This window comes from Paenibacillus sp., from assembly GCF_035645195.1.
GTDB lineage: Bacteria > Bacillota > Bacilli > Paenibacillales > YIM-B00363 > Paenibacillus_AE.
In genome coordinates, this window is the sequence record NZ_DASQNA010000039.1 from 82,537 (window position 1) to 97,636 (window position 15,100).

The 15,100-nt window shown below is 60.6% G+C and carries 15 protein-coding genes; all 15 read left to right on the forward strand.

Features of this window, described 5'->3' with window-relative positions:
* Positions 1–20: 20 nt before the first annotated feature.
* The 15 genes from VE009_RS20955 (at position 21) to VE009_RS21025 (ending at position 14,997) form a co-directional block, all read left to right on the forward strand.
* Positions 21–224: a DUF1146 family protein gene (locus VE009_RS20955; RefSeq protein ID WP_325011048.1), complete on the forward strand. Its 204-nt coding sequence runs from the start codon at positions 21–23 to the stop codon at positions 222–224.
* 236 nt (positions 225–460) lie between these two features.
* Positions 461–1,792, forward strand: a complete 1,332-nt coding sequence (gene murA / locus VE009_RS20960) for a UDP-N-acetylglucosamine 1-carboxyvinyltransferase (RefSeq protein ID WP_325011050.1) — start codon at positions 461–463, stop codon at positions 1,790–1,792.
* Positions 1,793–1,923: 131 nt separating this feature from the next.
* Entirely contained in the window at positions 1,924–2,988 is a 1,065-nt protein-coding gene (gene spoIID, locus VE009_RS20965) for a stage II sporulation protein D (RefSeq protein WP_325011052.1), read from the forward strand.
* A gap of 77 nt (positions 2,989–3,065) precedes the next feature.
* Complete coding sequence (locus VE009_RS20970; RefSeq protein WP_325011053.1) at positions 3,066–3,794, forward strand: M23 family metallopeptidase; 729 nt, start codon at positions 3,066–3,068, stop codon at positions 3,792–3,794.
* Positions 3,795–3,969: 175 nt separating this feature from the next.
* Positions 3,970–4,254: a sporulation transcriptional regulator SpoIIID gene (gene spoIIID, locus VE009_RS20975; protein WP_325011055.1), complete on the forward strand. Its 285-nt coding sequence runs from the start codon at positions 3,970–3,972 to the stop codon at positions 4,252–4,254.
* Between the two features lie 168 nt (positions 4,255–4,422).
* A complete protein-coding gene (locus tag VE009_RS20980; RefSeq protein WP_325011058.1) occupies positions 4,423–5,421 on the forward strand; it encodes a rod shape-determining protein in 999 nt (332 codons plus the stop codon).
* Positions 5,422–5,443: 22 nt separating this feature from the next.
* Positions 5,444–6,331, forward strand: coding sequence for a flagellar hook-basal body protein (locus tag VE009_RS20985; protein ID WP_325011059.1), 888 nt, complete (start codon positions 5,444–5,446; stop codon positions 6,329–6,331).
* Positions 6,328–7,191 carry a flagellar hook-basal body protein gene (locus tag VE009_RS20990; RefSeq protein WP_325011061.1) on the forward strand — a complete coding sequence of 288 codons (864 nt, stop codon included), beginning with the start codon at positions 6,328–6,330 and terminating at the stop codon, positions 7,189–7,191. The genes VE009_RS20985 and VE009_RS20990 overlap by 4 nt, the downstream gene beginning before the upstream one ends.
* Positions 7,192–7,215: 24 nt before the next feature.
* Positions 7,216–7,440, forward strand: coding sequence for a DNA-directed RNA polymerase subunit beta (locus tag VE009_RS20995; RefSeq protein ID WP_325011063.1), 225 nt, complete (start codon positions 7,216–7,218; stop codon positions 7,438–7,440).
* A 194-nt stretch (positions 7,441–7,634) separates the two neighbouring features.
* Positions 7,635–8,063, forward strand: a complete 429-nt coding sequence (fabZ, locus tag VE009_RS21000) for a 3-hydroxyacyl-ACP dehydratase FabZ (protein WP_325011065.1) — start codon at positions 7,635–7,637, stop codon at positions 8,061–8,063.
* 67 nt (positions 8,064–8,130) lie between these two features.
* Positions 8,131–9,846, forward strand: coding sequence for a phospho-sugar mutase (locus tag VE009_RS21005; RefSeq protein WP_325011067.1), 1,716 nt, complete (start codon positions 8,131–8,133; stop codon positions 9,844–9,846).
* Positions 9,847–9,885: 39 nt separating this feature from the next.
* The gene (locus VE009_RS21010) at positions 9,886–11,913 is read left to right on the forward strand and encodes a DUF5693 family protein (RefSeq protein WP_325011069.1); all 2,028 of its coding nucleotides are present in this window, start codon (positions 9,886–9,888) and stop codon (positions 11,911–11,913) included.
* Positions 11,889–13,010, forward strand: a complete 1,122-nt coding sequence (gene csaB, locus VE009_RS21015) for a polysaccharide pyruvyl transferase CsaB (RefSeq protein ID WP_325011071.1) — start codon at positions 11,889–11,891, stop codon at positions 13,008–13,010. Before VE009_RS21010 ends, csaB begins: the two co-directional genes overlap by 25 nt.
* Positions 13,011–13,022: 12 nt before the next feature.
* Complete coding sequence (locus tag VE009_RS21020; protein ID WP_325011073.1) at positions 13,023–13,775, forward strand: WecB/TagA/CpsF family glycosyltransferase; 753 nt, start codon at positions 13,023–13,025, stop codon at positions 13,773–13,775.
* Positions 13,776–13,926: 151 nt separating this feature from the next.
* The gene (locus tag VE009_RS21025; protein ID WP_325011075.1) at positions 13,927–14,997 is read left to right on the forward strand and encodes an MraY family glycosyltransferase; all 1,071 of its coding nucleotides are present in this window, start codon (positions 13,927–13,929) and stop codon (positions 14,995–14,997) included.
* Positions 14,998–15,100 lie beyond the last annotated feature (103 nt).

Here is a 15,100-nt window from a genome sequence, read left to right on the forward strand (position 1 = left end):
AAGATGCGGGAGGGATTCGCGTGGCGGAAACATTGGCCAAAGCGGCGATTTCGCTGGGAAGCATTTATATCAGTTGGTGGGCGCTGCAGGCGCTCCGGTTCGACCGGTTCGTCGCGGTGCCGGGCAGTCGGCAGGCGAAGCTGCTGCACGTGCTGCTCGCCGTGATCGTCGGCCGTCAGTTTTCCGCGTTTCTCTTCGATTATATCGGTTGGACGCTGCGATGAGAGGCGGATTTCTACGCTTCGGAATAGGAACGAAAATGTTTGTTAACAATAAGTAGTACAACCGTCATAAATCGAAAGACCCTAACGAATACTGTAGAAAACTAACAGTTGTTTCAGGCGTTGGCTGATGCTAAACTGGAAAGCAGCGTGCAGAAACACGTCGAATTTTGTCATGCTTTCGGCGAAGTTCGGCTATGCCGTTTCTACAGAGCGGAAAACGCGGAGGGAACGAACGTATGAGCAAAATTTTGATCCGCGGGGGCAACCGTCTTCACGGCAAAGTGAAAGTGAGCGGTGCGAAGAACGCCGTATTGCCGATCATCGCTGCCTCGATTTTGGCCGCCGAGGGCGAGTGCCGCATTCATGATGCGCCGCCTTTGGACGATGTCATTACAATTAGTCAAGTGCTGCACGCTCTTGGGGTAAACATTCGTTACAAAGACGAGACGATTTACATAACCGCATCGCAGCTGACAAAGAGCGAAGCCCCTTACGAGCTTGTGCGCAAAATGAGAGCTTCCTTCTTGGTCATGGGTCCGTTGCTCGCCCGCACGGGGTATGCGCGCATTGCGCTTCCCGGCGGCTGCGCGATCGGTACGAGACCCATCGACCAGCATCTGAAAGGATTCGAAGCGATGGGCGCCGAGATCGACCTCGGCCAAGGGTATATCGAAGCGCGGACGAATGGAAAACGGCTTCAGGGCGCGAAAATTTACCTGGACGTCGCCAGCGTCGGCGCTACGGAAAACATCATGATGGCCGCGGCGCTCGCCGAGGGCGTCACGACGATCGAGAACGCCGCGAAGGAGCCCGAAATCGTCGACTTGGCGAATTTCTTGAACGCGATGGGCGCGAAAGTGCGCGGAGCGGGCACCGGGATGATTCGAATCGAAGGCGTCGACGCGCTTCACGGCGTGACGCACACCGTCATTCCCGACCGCGTCGAGGCTGGAACGTACATGATCGCGGCGGCGATTACGCGCGGCGACGTCTATGTCGAAGGCGCGATCGCCGACCATTTGACGCCGGTGATTTCGAAGCTGCAGGAGATGGGCGTCGTCGTCGAGGAAGACGAGAACGGCATCCGCGTTCGTTCCGGCGGCGCGTTGAAATCGGTCGATATTAAAACGTTGCCGTATCCCGGGTTTCCGACCGATATGCAGGCGCAAATGATGGCGCTGCTGCTCGTGTCGGACGGCACCAGCATCATTACGGAAACCGTATTCGAAAACCGGTTCATGCACGTCGCCGAGTTCAAGAGCATGAACGCGCAGATCAAGGTCGACGGCCGCACCGCGGTTATCAAAGGCAACGCCGCCCTGAAAGGGGCGAAGGTGTGCGCGACGGATCTTCGCGCGGGCGCGGCGCTGATCTTGGCGGCGCTGGCGGCGGATGGCGAGACGGAGCTGACCGGGCTTCATCACCTGGACCGCGGCTACGTCGACATTACCGGCAAGCTGCGTCGTCTCGGCGCAGACATCGAGCGAGTCGAAGCGGCCGCGGCGATCGTGGAAGAGGAGAAGGGCGTACCGTTCTTCTCGCCGCAAATATCGCCGTCTCTGGCGTAAACCCGTTCGACAACCAACCAATACATCAACGGAAGCGAGCCATCGGGCTCGCTTTTTTGTCTTTATGCAGGGGTTCTAGCAGGGAGCCGACGTTCATAGAATAGTAGCGACAGAACGGGAGGCTGACCATCATGCGTATATCCGGAAGCCGTATGCGGCGGAAGCGGCGAACCGCGCTGTGGGGCGCCGCGGGCGTCGCGGCCTTGGTTTCGGCCATGCTTGTGATTCCAGGCATTCTAGTAAATCGCTTCGAAGCGTGGGAGCCGGCCGTCATCGCGCCGCTGCAGCCGAAGGAACAGATCGTAGAGGACGAGGCGAGCGCGTCCATCGTCGTCCCGGTGTTCGTCACGGGGCGGAAGGAAGTGGTGAAGGTACCGCTGGAGCAATATGTTCGGGGCGTGCTTGCGGCCGAAATGCCGGCGGATTTCGAGCTCGAAGCGCTCAAAGCGCAGGCGATCGCCGCGCGGACGTATTTGGCGCGCCGGCTGGCGGCCGGAGGGGCGGACGATATGCCGCCGGAGGCGCAAGGGGCGATCGTCACCGATACGGTAGCGCATCAAGCGTATATTACGGAAGAGGCGCTCCGGGCAAAGTGGGGTTGGTTCGCCTATGCGCGGAACTTAGACAAGCTGACGCAGGCGGTGAACGAAACCGCAGGGCTTATCTTAACGTACGATGGCGAACCGATCCAAGCGGCTTTCTTTTCGACGAGCAACGGGTATACCGAAAACTCGGAATCGTACTGGCAGGCGATGTTGCCGTATTTGCGCAGCGTCGAATCGCCGTGGGACGCTATGTATGCCCCGAATTACGAACGGAAAGTGACGGTTCCTTACCAGGAGCTGTACAAGAAGCTAGGGCTCAAAGGATCCGCCGCGGCGCCGAAGATGACGCTCCTCGAGTCGTCGGAGAGCGGGCGCGTATTGTCGGTTCGAATCGCCGGCCGAACGTTCACCGGCAGGGAGGTGCGCGAGAAGCTCGGACTCGCCTCGACCGATTTCAAGTGGACGGTGCGGGACGGGCTCGTAGAATTCCGGACCGAGGGCTACGGGCACGGCGTCGGCATGAGCCAATGGGGAGCGAACGGAATGGCCAAACAAGGGAAAACCGCGGAGGAGATTTTGCTTCATTATTATACGGGCGTGAAGATCGAACCGCTGGACGACGATCTAGCAAAACGGGCGAGCCGTCTCTAAAATATTTTTTCTATCACCCCGCGAGGCCGTGTATAAAAGGGGTTGCGCTGGCAACAATGGCTAGTGAGGTGATAGAAATGAAGGATGAAAACAAGATTCAACCTTTGCAGGGGGAGCAAAACCCATCTTCCCGTCCTGTCGAAGGGCCAAGAGCGCAGGCTTCGTTCTGGAAGCGACTGCTCGGTAAAAAGTGGGTGTTCCCGGCTACCTATCTGGCGGCTGCGGCAATCATCCTAACGCTGATGTGGGTGTATCAGGATCAAAACTCGACCGCGGTGAACGAGGATCAGATGAATCTCGACGTCACCGGCGACGTGTCCGGCGAAACGCAAGGCCCGGACGCGGTAGCGGTTACGGCGGAAGCGGAGACGCTCGGCTGGCCGGTGCAAGATCACGGCAGTTTGGAAGTCATCCTTGGGTTCTTCGACGTGAACAACACGAACGAAGATAACCAAGCGGCGATGGTCGAATACGGCGATACGTTCACGCCGCACTACGGCATCGACCTTGCGAGCCCGAACAACGAAGCGTTCGACGTGCTCGCGGCGATGAGCGGCACGGTCACTCGTGTCGAGCAAGTGCCGATCGTCGGTCATCTAATCGAGATCAAGCACGAGAACGGCCTCAGCACGGTGTACTCCAGCGTCGATCAAGTGCAGGTCGCGCAAGGGGACCAAGTGGCCAAGGGCGAGTTGATCGCGAAGTCCGGACGCAACGAGCTCGAGAAGGATCTCGGCAACCACGTCCACTTCGAAGTGTGGGAGAACGGCAAGCCCGTCAACCCGGAAGATTACATCGAGCAATAAAGCGATTGGCGCGGCGCCGCATAGGCGCCGCGTTTTTTGTGCGAAACGGACCCGATTACGAGAAAAATGAAAATAATGCGTCAAGTTGAGCTTGTCAGGCTTGGCTTTAAAGAATAAGTGTGTAAGCCCCTCAATATACTGTACCAAACATCTCGATCACAGGGAGGCGAGGGGTGTGCACGATTACATTAAGGAGCGAACGATCAAAATCGGGCGCAGCATTGTCGAAACGAAAAACACGGTTCGTACGATCGCGAAAGAATTCGGCGTGTCGAAAAGCACGGTGCACAAGGATCTCACCGAACGTCTGCCGGAAATCAATCCGGAGCTGGCCAACCAGGTGAAGACGATCTTGGAGTATCACAAATCCATCCGCCACCTGCGCGGAGGAGAAGCCACGAAGATCAAATATAAGAAGACGAAGCAGAAGCCGGCTCCCGCTCTGACCGGACGTTCTTAACGCCCGTAGGAACGTTCGCTCCTTTTTTCACCAAGTATCTAAGTTTCCCAACTCCCAAAAAAGGATTTTGCCATTTTGCAGCGAATATTCTTATAGTTAACGTGCTTAATATGGTGCATCGGTGCTTCGTCCCGTTAGCCGCGGGAACGCCGTGAGGAGGATTCTTGGATGTTTGGCAAAGATATCGGTATTGATTTGGGGACGGCCAACGTTCTCATTCACGTCAAAGGGCGCGGGGTCGTCCTTGACGAACCTTCCGTCGTCGCGATCGAAAGCGAGACGAAACGCGTGCTTGCCGTAGGCGAGGAAGCGAGACGCATGGTCGGCCGTACCCCGGGCAATATCGTCGCGGTGCGTCCGTTGAAAGACGGAGTGATCGCGGATTTCGAAATCACGGAGATGATGTTGAAGCATTTCATTAGCCGGGTGGGCGGCAAACGCTGGTACAGCCACCCCCGGATCTTGATTTGCGCCCCTACCAACATCACCTCCGTCGAAAAAAAGGCCATTCAAGAAGCTGCTGAACGCAGCGGGGCAAAAGAGGTGTTCCTGGAAGAGGAACCGAAAGCGGCGGCGGTCGGCGCGGGCATGGATATTTTCCAACCCAGCGGCAACATGGTGGTCGATATCGGCGGAGGCACGACGGACGTAGCCGTCTTGTCGATGGGCGATATCGTAACCGCCTCTTCTATTAAGGTTGCAGGGGACAAGTTCGATGCGGCCATAATGAAATATATTAAAGATAAATACAAGCTGTTGATCGGCGAGCGGACCAGCGAGGACATCAAGGTGAAAATCGGTTCGGTCCATCCGCTGGGACGCCAAGAGGAGATCGATATCCGCGGCCGCGATATGGTCAGCGGGCTGCCGCTCACGATTACGATCCGTTCCCAAGAGGTGCGGGAAGCGCTGTGGGAGCCGGTCGCGTCGATCGTCGCATCGGCCAAGACGGTGCTGGAGCGGACGCCGCCGGAATTGTCCGCGGACATTATCGATCGGGGCGTCATTTTGACCGGAGGCGGCGCGTTGCTGCACGGGCTCGATCAATTGATGATGGACGAGCTCAAGGTACCGGTGCTGATCGCGGAAGACCCGATGCATTGCGTCGTCAAAGGAACGGGCGTCATGCTCGACAATTTGGACAAGGTGTCGCGCAAACGCCAATAACCCGAAGGGGAGAGGTACGCGAATGCTGCGTGGATTGAATACGGCCGCTGCCGGTATGATCGCGAATCAGCGCCGGCACGATACGGTGACGAACAACATCGCCAACTTGAATACGCCGGGCTACAAAGCGAACAACGCGGTGCAGCGTTCGTTCCCGGAGATGCTCATTTCCCTGATGGGCGGCGGCGACGGCACGAACGCGGTCGTGTCGAGCGTCGGGCGGCTGAATACGGGCGTGTTCGCCGAGGAAGCGCCGGCATTGTATTTGCAGGGCGATCTGATGGAGACGAAAGATTGGTCCGACTTCGCGATCGTGTCGAACATCGGTGTCCCGGGCGTCGCCTTCGACGCCGCCGGCAAGTTCGTGTCGCCGGACGGCGAGGTGCAGTTCCAGCCCCAAGCGATGTTCGCGGTGCGGACAAGCTCCGGGGATGAGAAGTACACGCGGAACGGCAAATTTACGATCGACGCCGCCGGCCAGCTGGTGACGTCCGAAGGGCATCTCGTGCTCGACGCCGAGCGCCGGCCGATTCGGTTCGACCAGAACGTCGCCGAGGTGAAGATCACCTCGTCCGGCGAGCTGATCGACGGGGTGTCGGGCGGCCCGCTGACGGACGAGAACGGGCTGCCGATTTCGTTCCTGATCGCCCGGATCGACAACCCGAACCGCCTGATTCGCGAAGGGAACGGCAACTTCCGGCTTCCGGAAGGGGACGAGCTCCCCGGGGCGGTCGCGCCGGAGGACGACGTGCAGGTGTTCCAAGGCTTCGTGGAGCGGTCCAACGTCGACCCGGTCCAAACGACGATCGATTTGATGGCGGCGCAGCGGGCGTACGAGACGAACCAACGCGTCGTGCAGTTTTACGATAAGAGCCTGGAGAAGGCCGTGAACGAGGTAGGACGCGTATGAACCGTTCCATGATTAGTGCGTTCGTATCGATGCAGTCGATTCAGCAAAAACTGGATGTAATCTCCCACAACATCGCGAATGTCAACACGACCGGGTACAAGCGCCGCGAGGCGTCGTTCCAGGACATTTTGACGAACGTGTATCAGCAGCCGCCCGGCTTCGCTCAGGCGGGCCGCTTGACGCCGCTCGGCTTCCCGCAAGGCTGGGGCGCGAAAATCGGCCAAGTCGAAATGAACCTCGCCCAGGCGGCGCTCATCTCGACGGGCGAGCCGCTCGATCTCGGCATCGAGGGCAACGGCTTGTTCGAAATCGAGCGGACGAGCGTCGACGCGGACGGCAATCCGGAGATCGCGTGGACCCGGGACGGTTCGTTCCAATTGAGCTACGACCCGGCGGTTCCGGACATGATGTTGCTTACGACGAAACAAGGGGAGCGGGTGCGGGGCATCGACGACGGCCCGATTATGGTGCCGCCGAATTACTCGATCCGGATCGACGAGCAGGGCTTCGTGTACGGGACGAATCAAGCGAACCCGGAAGCGGAGCCGGAAGCGTTCGGTCAGCTGAAGGTGCTCCGCACGCTTCGGCCGCAAGTGCTGATCAATCACGGCCAGAATCAGTTCGTGCTGCCTCCGGACGCGGCGGTGGACGGAATTTTAGAAGTGCTGGACCTTGCGACGAACAACGCGAACGAATCGACGAAGGTGGCCGTTCGCCAAGGCTTTCTCGAGCAGTCCAACGTCGATTTGACGGACGAAATGACAGAGCTCATGACCGTGCAGCGGGCGTACCAACTGAATGCTAGGGCGATTACGTCCAGCGATACGATGATGAGCTTAACGAATAACTTGCGCGCATAGCGGCAAGTCCAAGGTGTGAAACGCATGACGAACGGAAAGCAGTCGAAGCCGAAGCGAAAGCCGCTGCCGAAAGGCGCGCGGATCGCGCTCCGGCTCGTCAGACTCTCAATATTTCCCGTATTGCTGATTATCGGGGCATACATCGGGCTGCGGATCGGGTATGTAGAGTTCGGAGGCGGCAATCCGGCGGACGTGCTGAAATGGGAAACCTGGAAGCATATGATCGATCTCGTATTCGCAGAGCGCTAAGCGCGTTTCTCACTCCCTCCGGGGTTCTGGAGGGAGTTTTTTTTTCCATTTCGGAACGGTATAATGGTGGGGGCAAGGAAAGAAAAGGGCGCCAGCACGCCGCTTCAGGACGGTCTGGCGCCCTCTTATGTGAACCTTCGCCGCTGCAGACGAGCGAAGGGACATTGGTTATTGTATCCGAAGGAGGATGGATTATGCTCGACGCCAGACAAATTCAAGAGATCATCCCGCATCGCCCGCCGTTTTTATTGGTGGACCGCATTTTGGAGGTCGAAGCGGGGACCCGCGCCGTCGGCCTCAAGAACGTTTCGATGAACGAGCCGTATTTCGTCGGCCACTTCCCGCAGTTTCCGGTCATGCCCGGCGTACTGATCATCGAGGCGTTGGCGCAGGTCGGCACGGTGGCGCTGCTCAGCGTCGAAGAGAACAAGGACAAAATCGGCTTCTTCGCGGGTATCGATAACGCGAGATTTCGCGGCATGGTCGTTCCGGGCGATACGCTGCGCCTCGAAGTGCAAATCACGCGGTGGAAGGGCTCCATCGGCAAAGGAACGGGCGTCGCTACCGTCGACGGAAAGACGGTCGCCGAGGCCGAGCTGATGTTCTCGCTGCAAAAGGTATGACGGCAATCGCGTAAATCCGCAATTTGATTACATAGAAAATACCGTTAGAAAGGGAGAGGGGATTCTTATGACCATTCGCAGCTTCGAAGAGGCTTATCAACGGTGGTTGAACGACCCGAACATCGACGAGGCGACCAAAGAAGAGCTTCGGGGCCTGGAAGGGCAGACGAAGGAGATCGAGGATCGGTTTTATCGGGATCTCGAATTCGGCACGGGCGGACTTCGCGGCGTTATCGGCGCGGGCACGAACCGGATGAACCGATACACGGTGGCGAAAGCGACGCAAGGCTTGGCGCAGTATGTGCGTTCCGTCGCCGGAGACAACGGCTCGGTCGCGATCGCTCACGATTCCCGGTTCATGTCTCCGGAATTCGCGCTCGAGGCGGCGCTCGTGCTGGCGGGCAACGGCGTGAAGGCGTACGTGTTCGAGGGGCTCCGCCCGACGCCGGAGCTGAGCTTCGCCGTGCGCAAGCTCGGCGCGACGGCGGGCATCGTCATTACGGCGTCCCACAACCCGCCCGAATATAACGGTTACAAAGTGTACGGCTCTGACGGCGGCCAGCTCGTTCCCGAGACGGCGGAGCGAGTGATGGCGGAAATCGCCCGCGTCGCATCGTTCGACGACATCGCGCGCATGGAGCGCGGCGAGGCGGAAGCGGCCGGTCTGCTCGCGTGGATCGGCAAGGACATCGACGACGCCTATATCAACGCGGTCGTCGGCGCGAGCCCGAACCCGGGGCTGGTCAAGGAGGCTGCGGCCGAAGGCGTGAAGGTGAGCGTCATTTACACCCCGCTGCATGGCGCCGGCAATGTGCCGGTGCGCGCGGCGCTCGCCGCGGCCGGCTTCGAGGACGTCGTCGTCGTGCCGGAGCAGGAGCTGCCGGATCCGCGCTTCTCGACGGTCAAGTCGCCGAACCCCGAGGAGCGGGAGGCGTTCGCGCTGGCGATCGCCATGGCGGAGAAGACGGGCGCGGAGCTGCTGCTCGGCACGGATCCGGACTGCGACCGGGTCGGCGCCGTCGTGAAAGACCGCAGCGGCGCGTACGTCGTGCTGAACGGCAACCAGACCGGCGCCGTGTTGACGGAGTACTTGCTCTCGAGCCTGACCGCCCGGAACGCGATGCCGCCGAATCCGGTCGTCATCAAGACGATCGTCACGAGCGAGCTCGGCGCCGTGGTCGCGCAGCATTACGGCGCGAAGGTGCTGAACACGCTCACCGGCTTCAAATACATCGGGGAGAAGATGACGCAGTTCGAGCGGACCGGCGAAGCGTCGTTCGTCTTCGGCTACGAAGAGAGCTACGGCTATCTGGCGGGCAACTACGCGCGCGACAAAGACGCCGTCGTCGCTTCCCTGCTCGTGGCGGAAGCGGCCGTCTATTATAAGCGTCAGGGGTTGACGCTGTACGACGTGCTGGAGAAGCTGTACGAGCGCCATGGGCACTATTTGGAGAGCTTGCAGTCGCGCACGTTGAAAGGGAAAGACGGCCTCGAAAAAATGCGCGCCTTGATGGACGATTGGCGGGCGAATCCGCCGGCCGACGCCGCCGGCCTCGCCGTGACGCAGCGGCTCGACTATTTGGAGGACGTGCACGGGCTGCCGCTGGAGAACGTGCTGAAATATATTTTGGAGGACGGCTCGTGGTTCTGCCTGCGTCCGTCCGGCACCGAGCCGAAGATCAAGATGTACTTTGCGGTGCGAGGCGAAAGCGCGGAAGACGCCCGCGCGAAGCTTGACGCGGTGACCGGCGCCGTCATGTCCCGAGTGGACGCGGCGGTGTAACGATTCGCCGACCATTACGCGTATTGAGGAGTGTTCGATTTGCTGTCTTTGTTTGAAAAATGGGGGCGCGGCGCGAAGCTGGCGCTGTGGACGCTGGCGATCGCCGGCGTCCTCGCGTCGATTCCGTTCGCCTTCGTCCGCCATGGCGTAGAGCAGACGGCCGACCGCGTCGAATTCGTGTTCGATTACCGGGACCTGCTCGAGGTCGCGTCGTATCGAAGCAAGCCTTCGGAATATACGCTCGAGCGGCTCTTGGAACTGAAGGCGGCCGGCGTACATTCGATGGCGGTGTACGAGAGCACGCTCCGCGAGCTCGAGCTGAGCGGGCGCGTGCAGACGCTCTCGTCCGCGGAAGCGGCGATGCTCACCGAATTCCGCCTGGCCGCCAACGAGAAGAGCACGTACGTGCTCTTCCTCGGCGAGGCGTCGCAGGAGATCATTCGGCCGATCGTCGAAGGCGCGTTCGAACGGCTAGGGGTCGATATCGCGCCGTGGAGCTACGGCGATATTCCCGGCATCGAAATTTCGATGCCGAAGGACGAGGCGATGCTGCAGGCGCTCGATCCCGACCCGATTACAATGTCCGAGCTGCAGGCGCTCGGTTTTCATCTCGTCGTTCGACTGAGCGATCAATGGCAGCCGTTCGACGCGGCTCGCATGGACGAGCTGCTGGCCCGCCTCGCGGCGCACGGCGTGACGCGCATCGTCTTCGAGGGCGGTTCGGTCACGGGCGCGACGGACGACCCGGAGCTGAAGTCGCTGACCGCTATGGCGGAGCTGATGAACAAGTACGGCATCGGACTGGCCACGATCGAAATGGCGAAGCCGCAAGTCGGGCTCGGCAAGCTGGCGCATTTGACGAATTACAACGTCGTCCGGCTGCATTCGCTGCCGGCGAACATGTCGTCCATGGCGCCGGAAGATTTGGCGGATCGGTTCGCGCTTGCGGCGCAGGACCGCAACATCCGCATGATCTTTTTGAATACGGCCGCCTCCTTGGACACTTCGCTCGGAATTCGGAAGGACACGGTTGGCAATTTGGTCAAAAGTCTGGAAGGCGAGAACGGCGCGCTGGCACGCATTCGCGATAACGGCTTCACGCTGGGCGCTGCCGAGCCGTTCCGTGCGGACGCGGGACTCCCCGGCGCCGTTTCTATGGCGCTGAAGGCGATGATCGTGCTCGGCGCGGTCGCGCTGATCGCGCTGCTGATCGGCGCCTTCTTTCCGCTGCTGCTGCTGCCGGCATTCGCCGTCGGCCTCGTCGGCTCCGCCGGACTGCTCGTTCTGTCGACGACGCTATTGTCGCAGGGCCTCGCCCTCGGCGTCGGCATCGCGTCGGCGACGCTTGCGACGCTGTACGCCGTCCGGCGGGCCGCGGAAAGCGGCGAGCGCGGGGACAAGCCCGTCGCGCTGGCCGTTAAGCTGCTGGCGGGCGCGTCGGCGATCTCGTTCATCGGCATCGCCTACATCGTCGGATTGCTCGATCATATTACTTATTTGTATGTGCTGCGCCAATACCGCGGCGTCAGCCTGCTTCATCTGGCTCCGATCGCGTTCGCGTTCGCTTACGTCTGCTTCTTCCATGGGGAGACAAGCCTTCGCGGCGTGCTGCGCCGGGTGCGGTCGTTCCTCATGCTGAACGTCACGGTGCTTTGGGTCGCTGCGGCGGCCGTCGCCGGAGCCGCGGTGATGTACTATTTGTCCCGCACGGGCAATGCCGGGACGACGACCGGATTGGAGCGGGCGTTCCGAGACGCGCTTCAGGATGCGCTCGGCGTCCGGCCGCGCACGAAAGAATTCTTGTTCGCGCATCCGATCTTCGTATTAGGCGTGTATTTGGCGGCTTCCGCGCGCAAACGACTGGGCATGGCGCTAATCGCGCTCGGCTCCATCGGGCAGCTGTCGATGGTCGATACGTTCGCGCATCTGCACACGCCGCTGACCATCTCGCTCATTCGCGTCGGGTACGGATTGTTGTTCGGCCTGCTGATCGGGCTCGTCTTGATCGCGGTATGGAAGCTGTTTGAGAAAGGATGGGCACGATGGGGCAGCGCGTTAAAACCATAGCGGTTTCCGGATATTACGGGTTCCGCAACAGCGGGGACGAAGCGGTGCTCCACGCGATCGTGACGGCGCTGCGGCACGAAGCTCGCGAGGCCGGCGTCGAGGCGCGCATCGTCGTGCTGTCGGGCGCGCCGGAAGAGACGAGCCGCCTGCACGGAGTCGAAGCGGTGCACCGGATGCGCCCGTTCGCGCTGCTCGGCGCCCTTCGGCGCGCCGATGCGCTGATCAGCGGAGGCGGCAGCCTGCTGCAGGACGTGACGAGCGCGAAGTCCATGCTGTATTACTTAGGCGTTCTGCGCCTGGCCCGCTGGCTCCGCGTACCTACCTATATTTACGCCCAAGGCGTCGGCCCGATCCGCGACCGCGGCCGGTTCGGCCCGATGGTCCGCGCCGCCTTCGACGCCTGCCGGTATATTTCCGTTCGGGACGAAGAGTCGAAGGAACTCGTCGCTTCGTTCGGCGTCGCGCCGGCGCGCATCGACGTCGTGCCGGATCCGGTGATGGGGATGGGCTTGGCGCTTGAACGGCGCCCTGCGTCCCCCGGCGAGGAACCGCGCATCGGCTTATCGCTTCGATATTGGCGGGACGACCGCCGGGAGCTCGCGGCCGTCGCCGAAGGGCTCGCGGCCGTGCTGCGGGCGCGGCCCGACGTGCGCGTCGCGCTGCTGCCGTTCCATCTGCCGTCGGACAAGCAGGCCTCCGAGGAGACGGCGGCGAAGCTGGCCGCCCTCGGCGTCCCCCGGGATCGGCTGGAACTCCACCCCGGCACCGAACATCCGAGCGACATGCTTCGAGAGGTCGCCGCTTGCGACGCGCTGATCGGCATGCGGCTTCATTCGCTGATCTACGCCGCCACCGCCGGCGTGCCGCCGATCGCCGTATCGTACGATCCGAAGATCGATCAATTCATGAAGCGGCTCGGCGAACGGCCGGTCGGCGACACCGAGACGCTCGATCCGGCGGCGCTCGCGGATGCGGTTTTACGAACGCTGGAACAAGGGAAAACTGCTTGGAACGAGGAAAAGCGGGACGCGATCGAAACGATGCAGCAAGATTCCCGAAAACCGGCGCAACAAATTTTCAGCGAAATGCGTATATAAGGTTGGTCTAATATGGAAAACAGAGCAGCGAAAGCGAAATTGGAGACGGTCACGCTCTTCGGGGTCGACGTCTCGAAAATGGGAATGCGGGAAACGGTCGCTTACCTGGCGGACGCGGTGCGCGAGCGGCGCGTCACCCAAGTGGTGACGGCGAACCCGATCATGTTCATGACGGGCTTCGAGGACGAGAGCTTCATGCGCATGCTGCGGCAGGCGGACCTCGTCGTGCCGGACGGAGCGGGTCTCGTATGGGCGGCCGCCCGTCTCGGGAAGCCGGTGAAGGAGCGCGTCGCCGGGTACGATCTCGTGCAGGAGCTGTTCCGAGTCGGCAGCGAGGAACGCTGGAGCGTCTATTTGCTGGGCACGACGCAGGAGACGATCGAGGCGGCTCGCGATAAAATCTTGAGCGAGTATCCCGGACTGCGCGTCGTCGGGTGCCGCAACGGATTTTTCGGTCCGGCGGAGGATGACGAAGTCGTCAAGGACATCGCCGACGCGGCTCCCGATCTGCTGTTGGTCGGGCGGTCCGTGCACACGCAGGATCCTTGGATCGGCAAATACCGCGATCGGTTGGGCGTCCCCGTCATGATCGGCGTAGGCGGCAGCTTCGACGTCATGTCGGGCAGGCTGAAACGGGCGCCGGGTTGGATGCAGCGGGCGAAGCTGGAATGGTTGTACAGGCTTCTGCAGGAACCGACTCGATGGAGGCGCATGCTGGTTTTGCCGAAATTCGCAGTAAAAGTGATGCTTCGCGGCGAAAAGTAACGTATGCGTCGTTTTCTGATCGGGTACGTTATGAAAACGAACTGAAAACGGCGCAAACCGGTGAAAACCGCCTTTTCTCGCGCTAGTAAACGGAAATCGGCAGGAGTATAATGGGCAATGTCAGCTTTCAAAGGGGTGGAAGGGAACAGAAATGGACTACGCATATTTGCTCGGGTTTGCCGCGGCGCTATTAGCGGCGCTGGCGTTCACGCCGCTCGTCAAACGATTCGCCTTCAAGGTAGGCGCCGTCGACGCGCCGAACCAGCGGAAGGTACATACGCGGATCATGCCGCGTCTCGGCGGTCTCGCGATTTATTTGGCGTTTATGGTCGCTCTGCTTGTCGTGCTGCCGCTCGTCAGCGGCGAGAAATCGCATGTCATTTGGGGCCTTCTGCTCGGAGGGACGATCGTAACGATCGTAGGCGCGCTGGACGACCGGTTCGATTTGTCGCCGAAGGTGAAGCTGCTCGGCCAAATCGCCGCAGCGGGCGTCGTCGTATCGTTCGGCGTGAAGGTCGATTTCGTCAACCTGCCGTTCGGCGACGGGGCGAATATGGGTTGGCTTGCGATCCCGATTACGATTTTCTGGATCGTCGGCGTGACGAACGCGATCAATTTGATCGACGGCTTGGACGGCCTCGCGGCGGGCGTATCCGCCATCGCGACGGGCACGATCTTCGTGCTGGCGCTGCTGATGAACAACGTGACGGTCGCGGCGCTTAGCGCAGTGCTGCTCGGGAGCATTCTCGGCTTCCTATTCTTTAACTTCCATCCGGCGAAAATTTTCATGGGCGACTCCGGCGCGCTGTTCCTCGGCTTTACGCTAGCGTCCTTGTCGGTGCTCGGCTTTAAGCAGGCCACGCTCGTTTCCTTCGTCGTGCCGATCTTTATTCTCGGCGTACCGCTGTCGGATACGTTCTTCGCGATCGTGCGCCGCGCGGTCAACAAGCAGCCGATTTCGGCCGCGGACAAAAATCACCTGCATCATTGCCTGTTGCAGCTCGGCCTCGGCCACCGCAATTCGGTGCTGGCCATTTACGGCATCGCGGCCATGTTCGCGCTCAGCGCCATTTTGCTGTCGACGGTCGCGCAGTGGGTCGCATTAATCGTCATCGCGGTCACGCTGCTCGTGCTGCAGATCGGTGCGGAACTGATCGGCATCGTTCACAAAACGCGCCGTCCGATCATCCATCTCGTGCAGCGTCTGTTATCCTTAAAATAAGTTTTATATTCGAAACGCTCGCCATTTCAGGCGGGCGTTTTTGTCGTTTTTACAGCGTTATCGAGGGAGGGTCCCTTTTTTTGGCTGTCCGTGTTTATTAAGT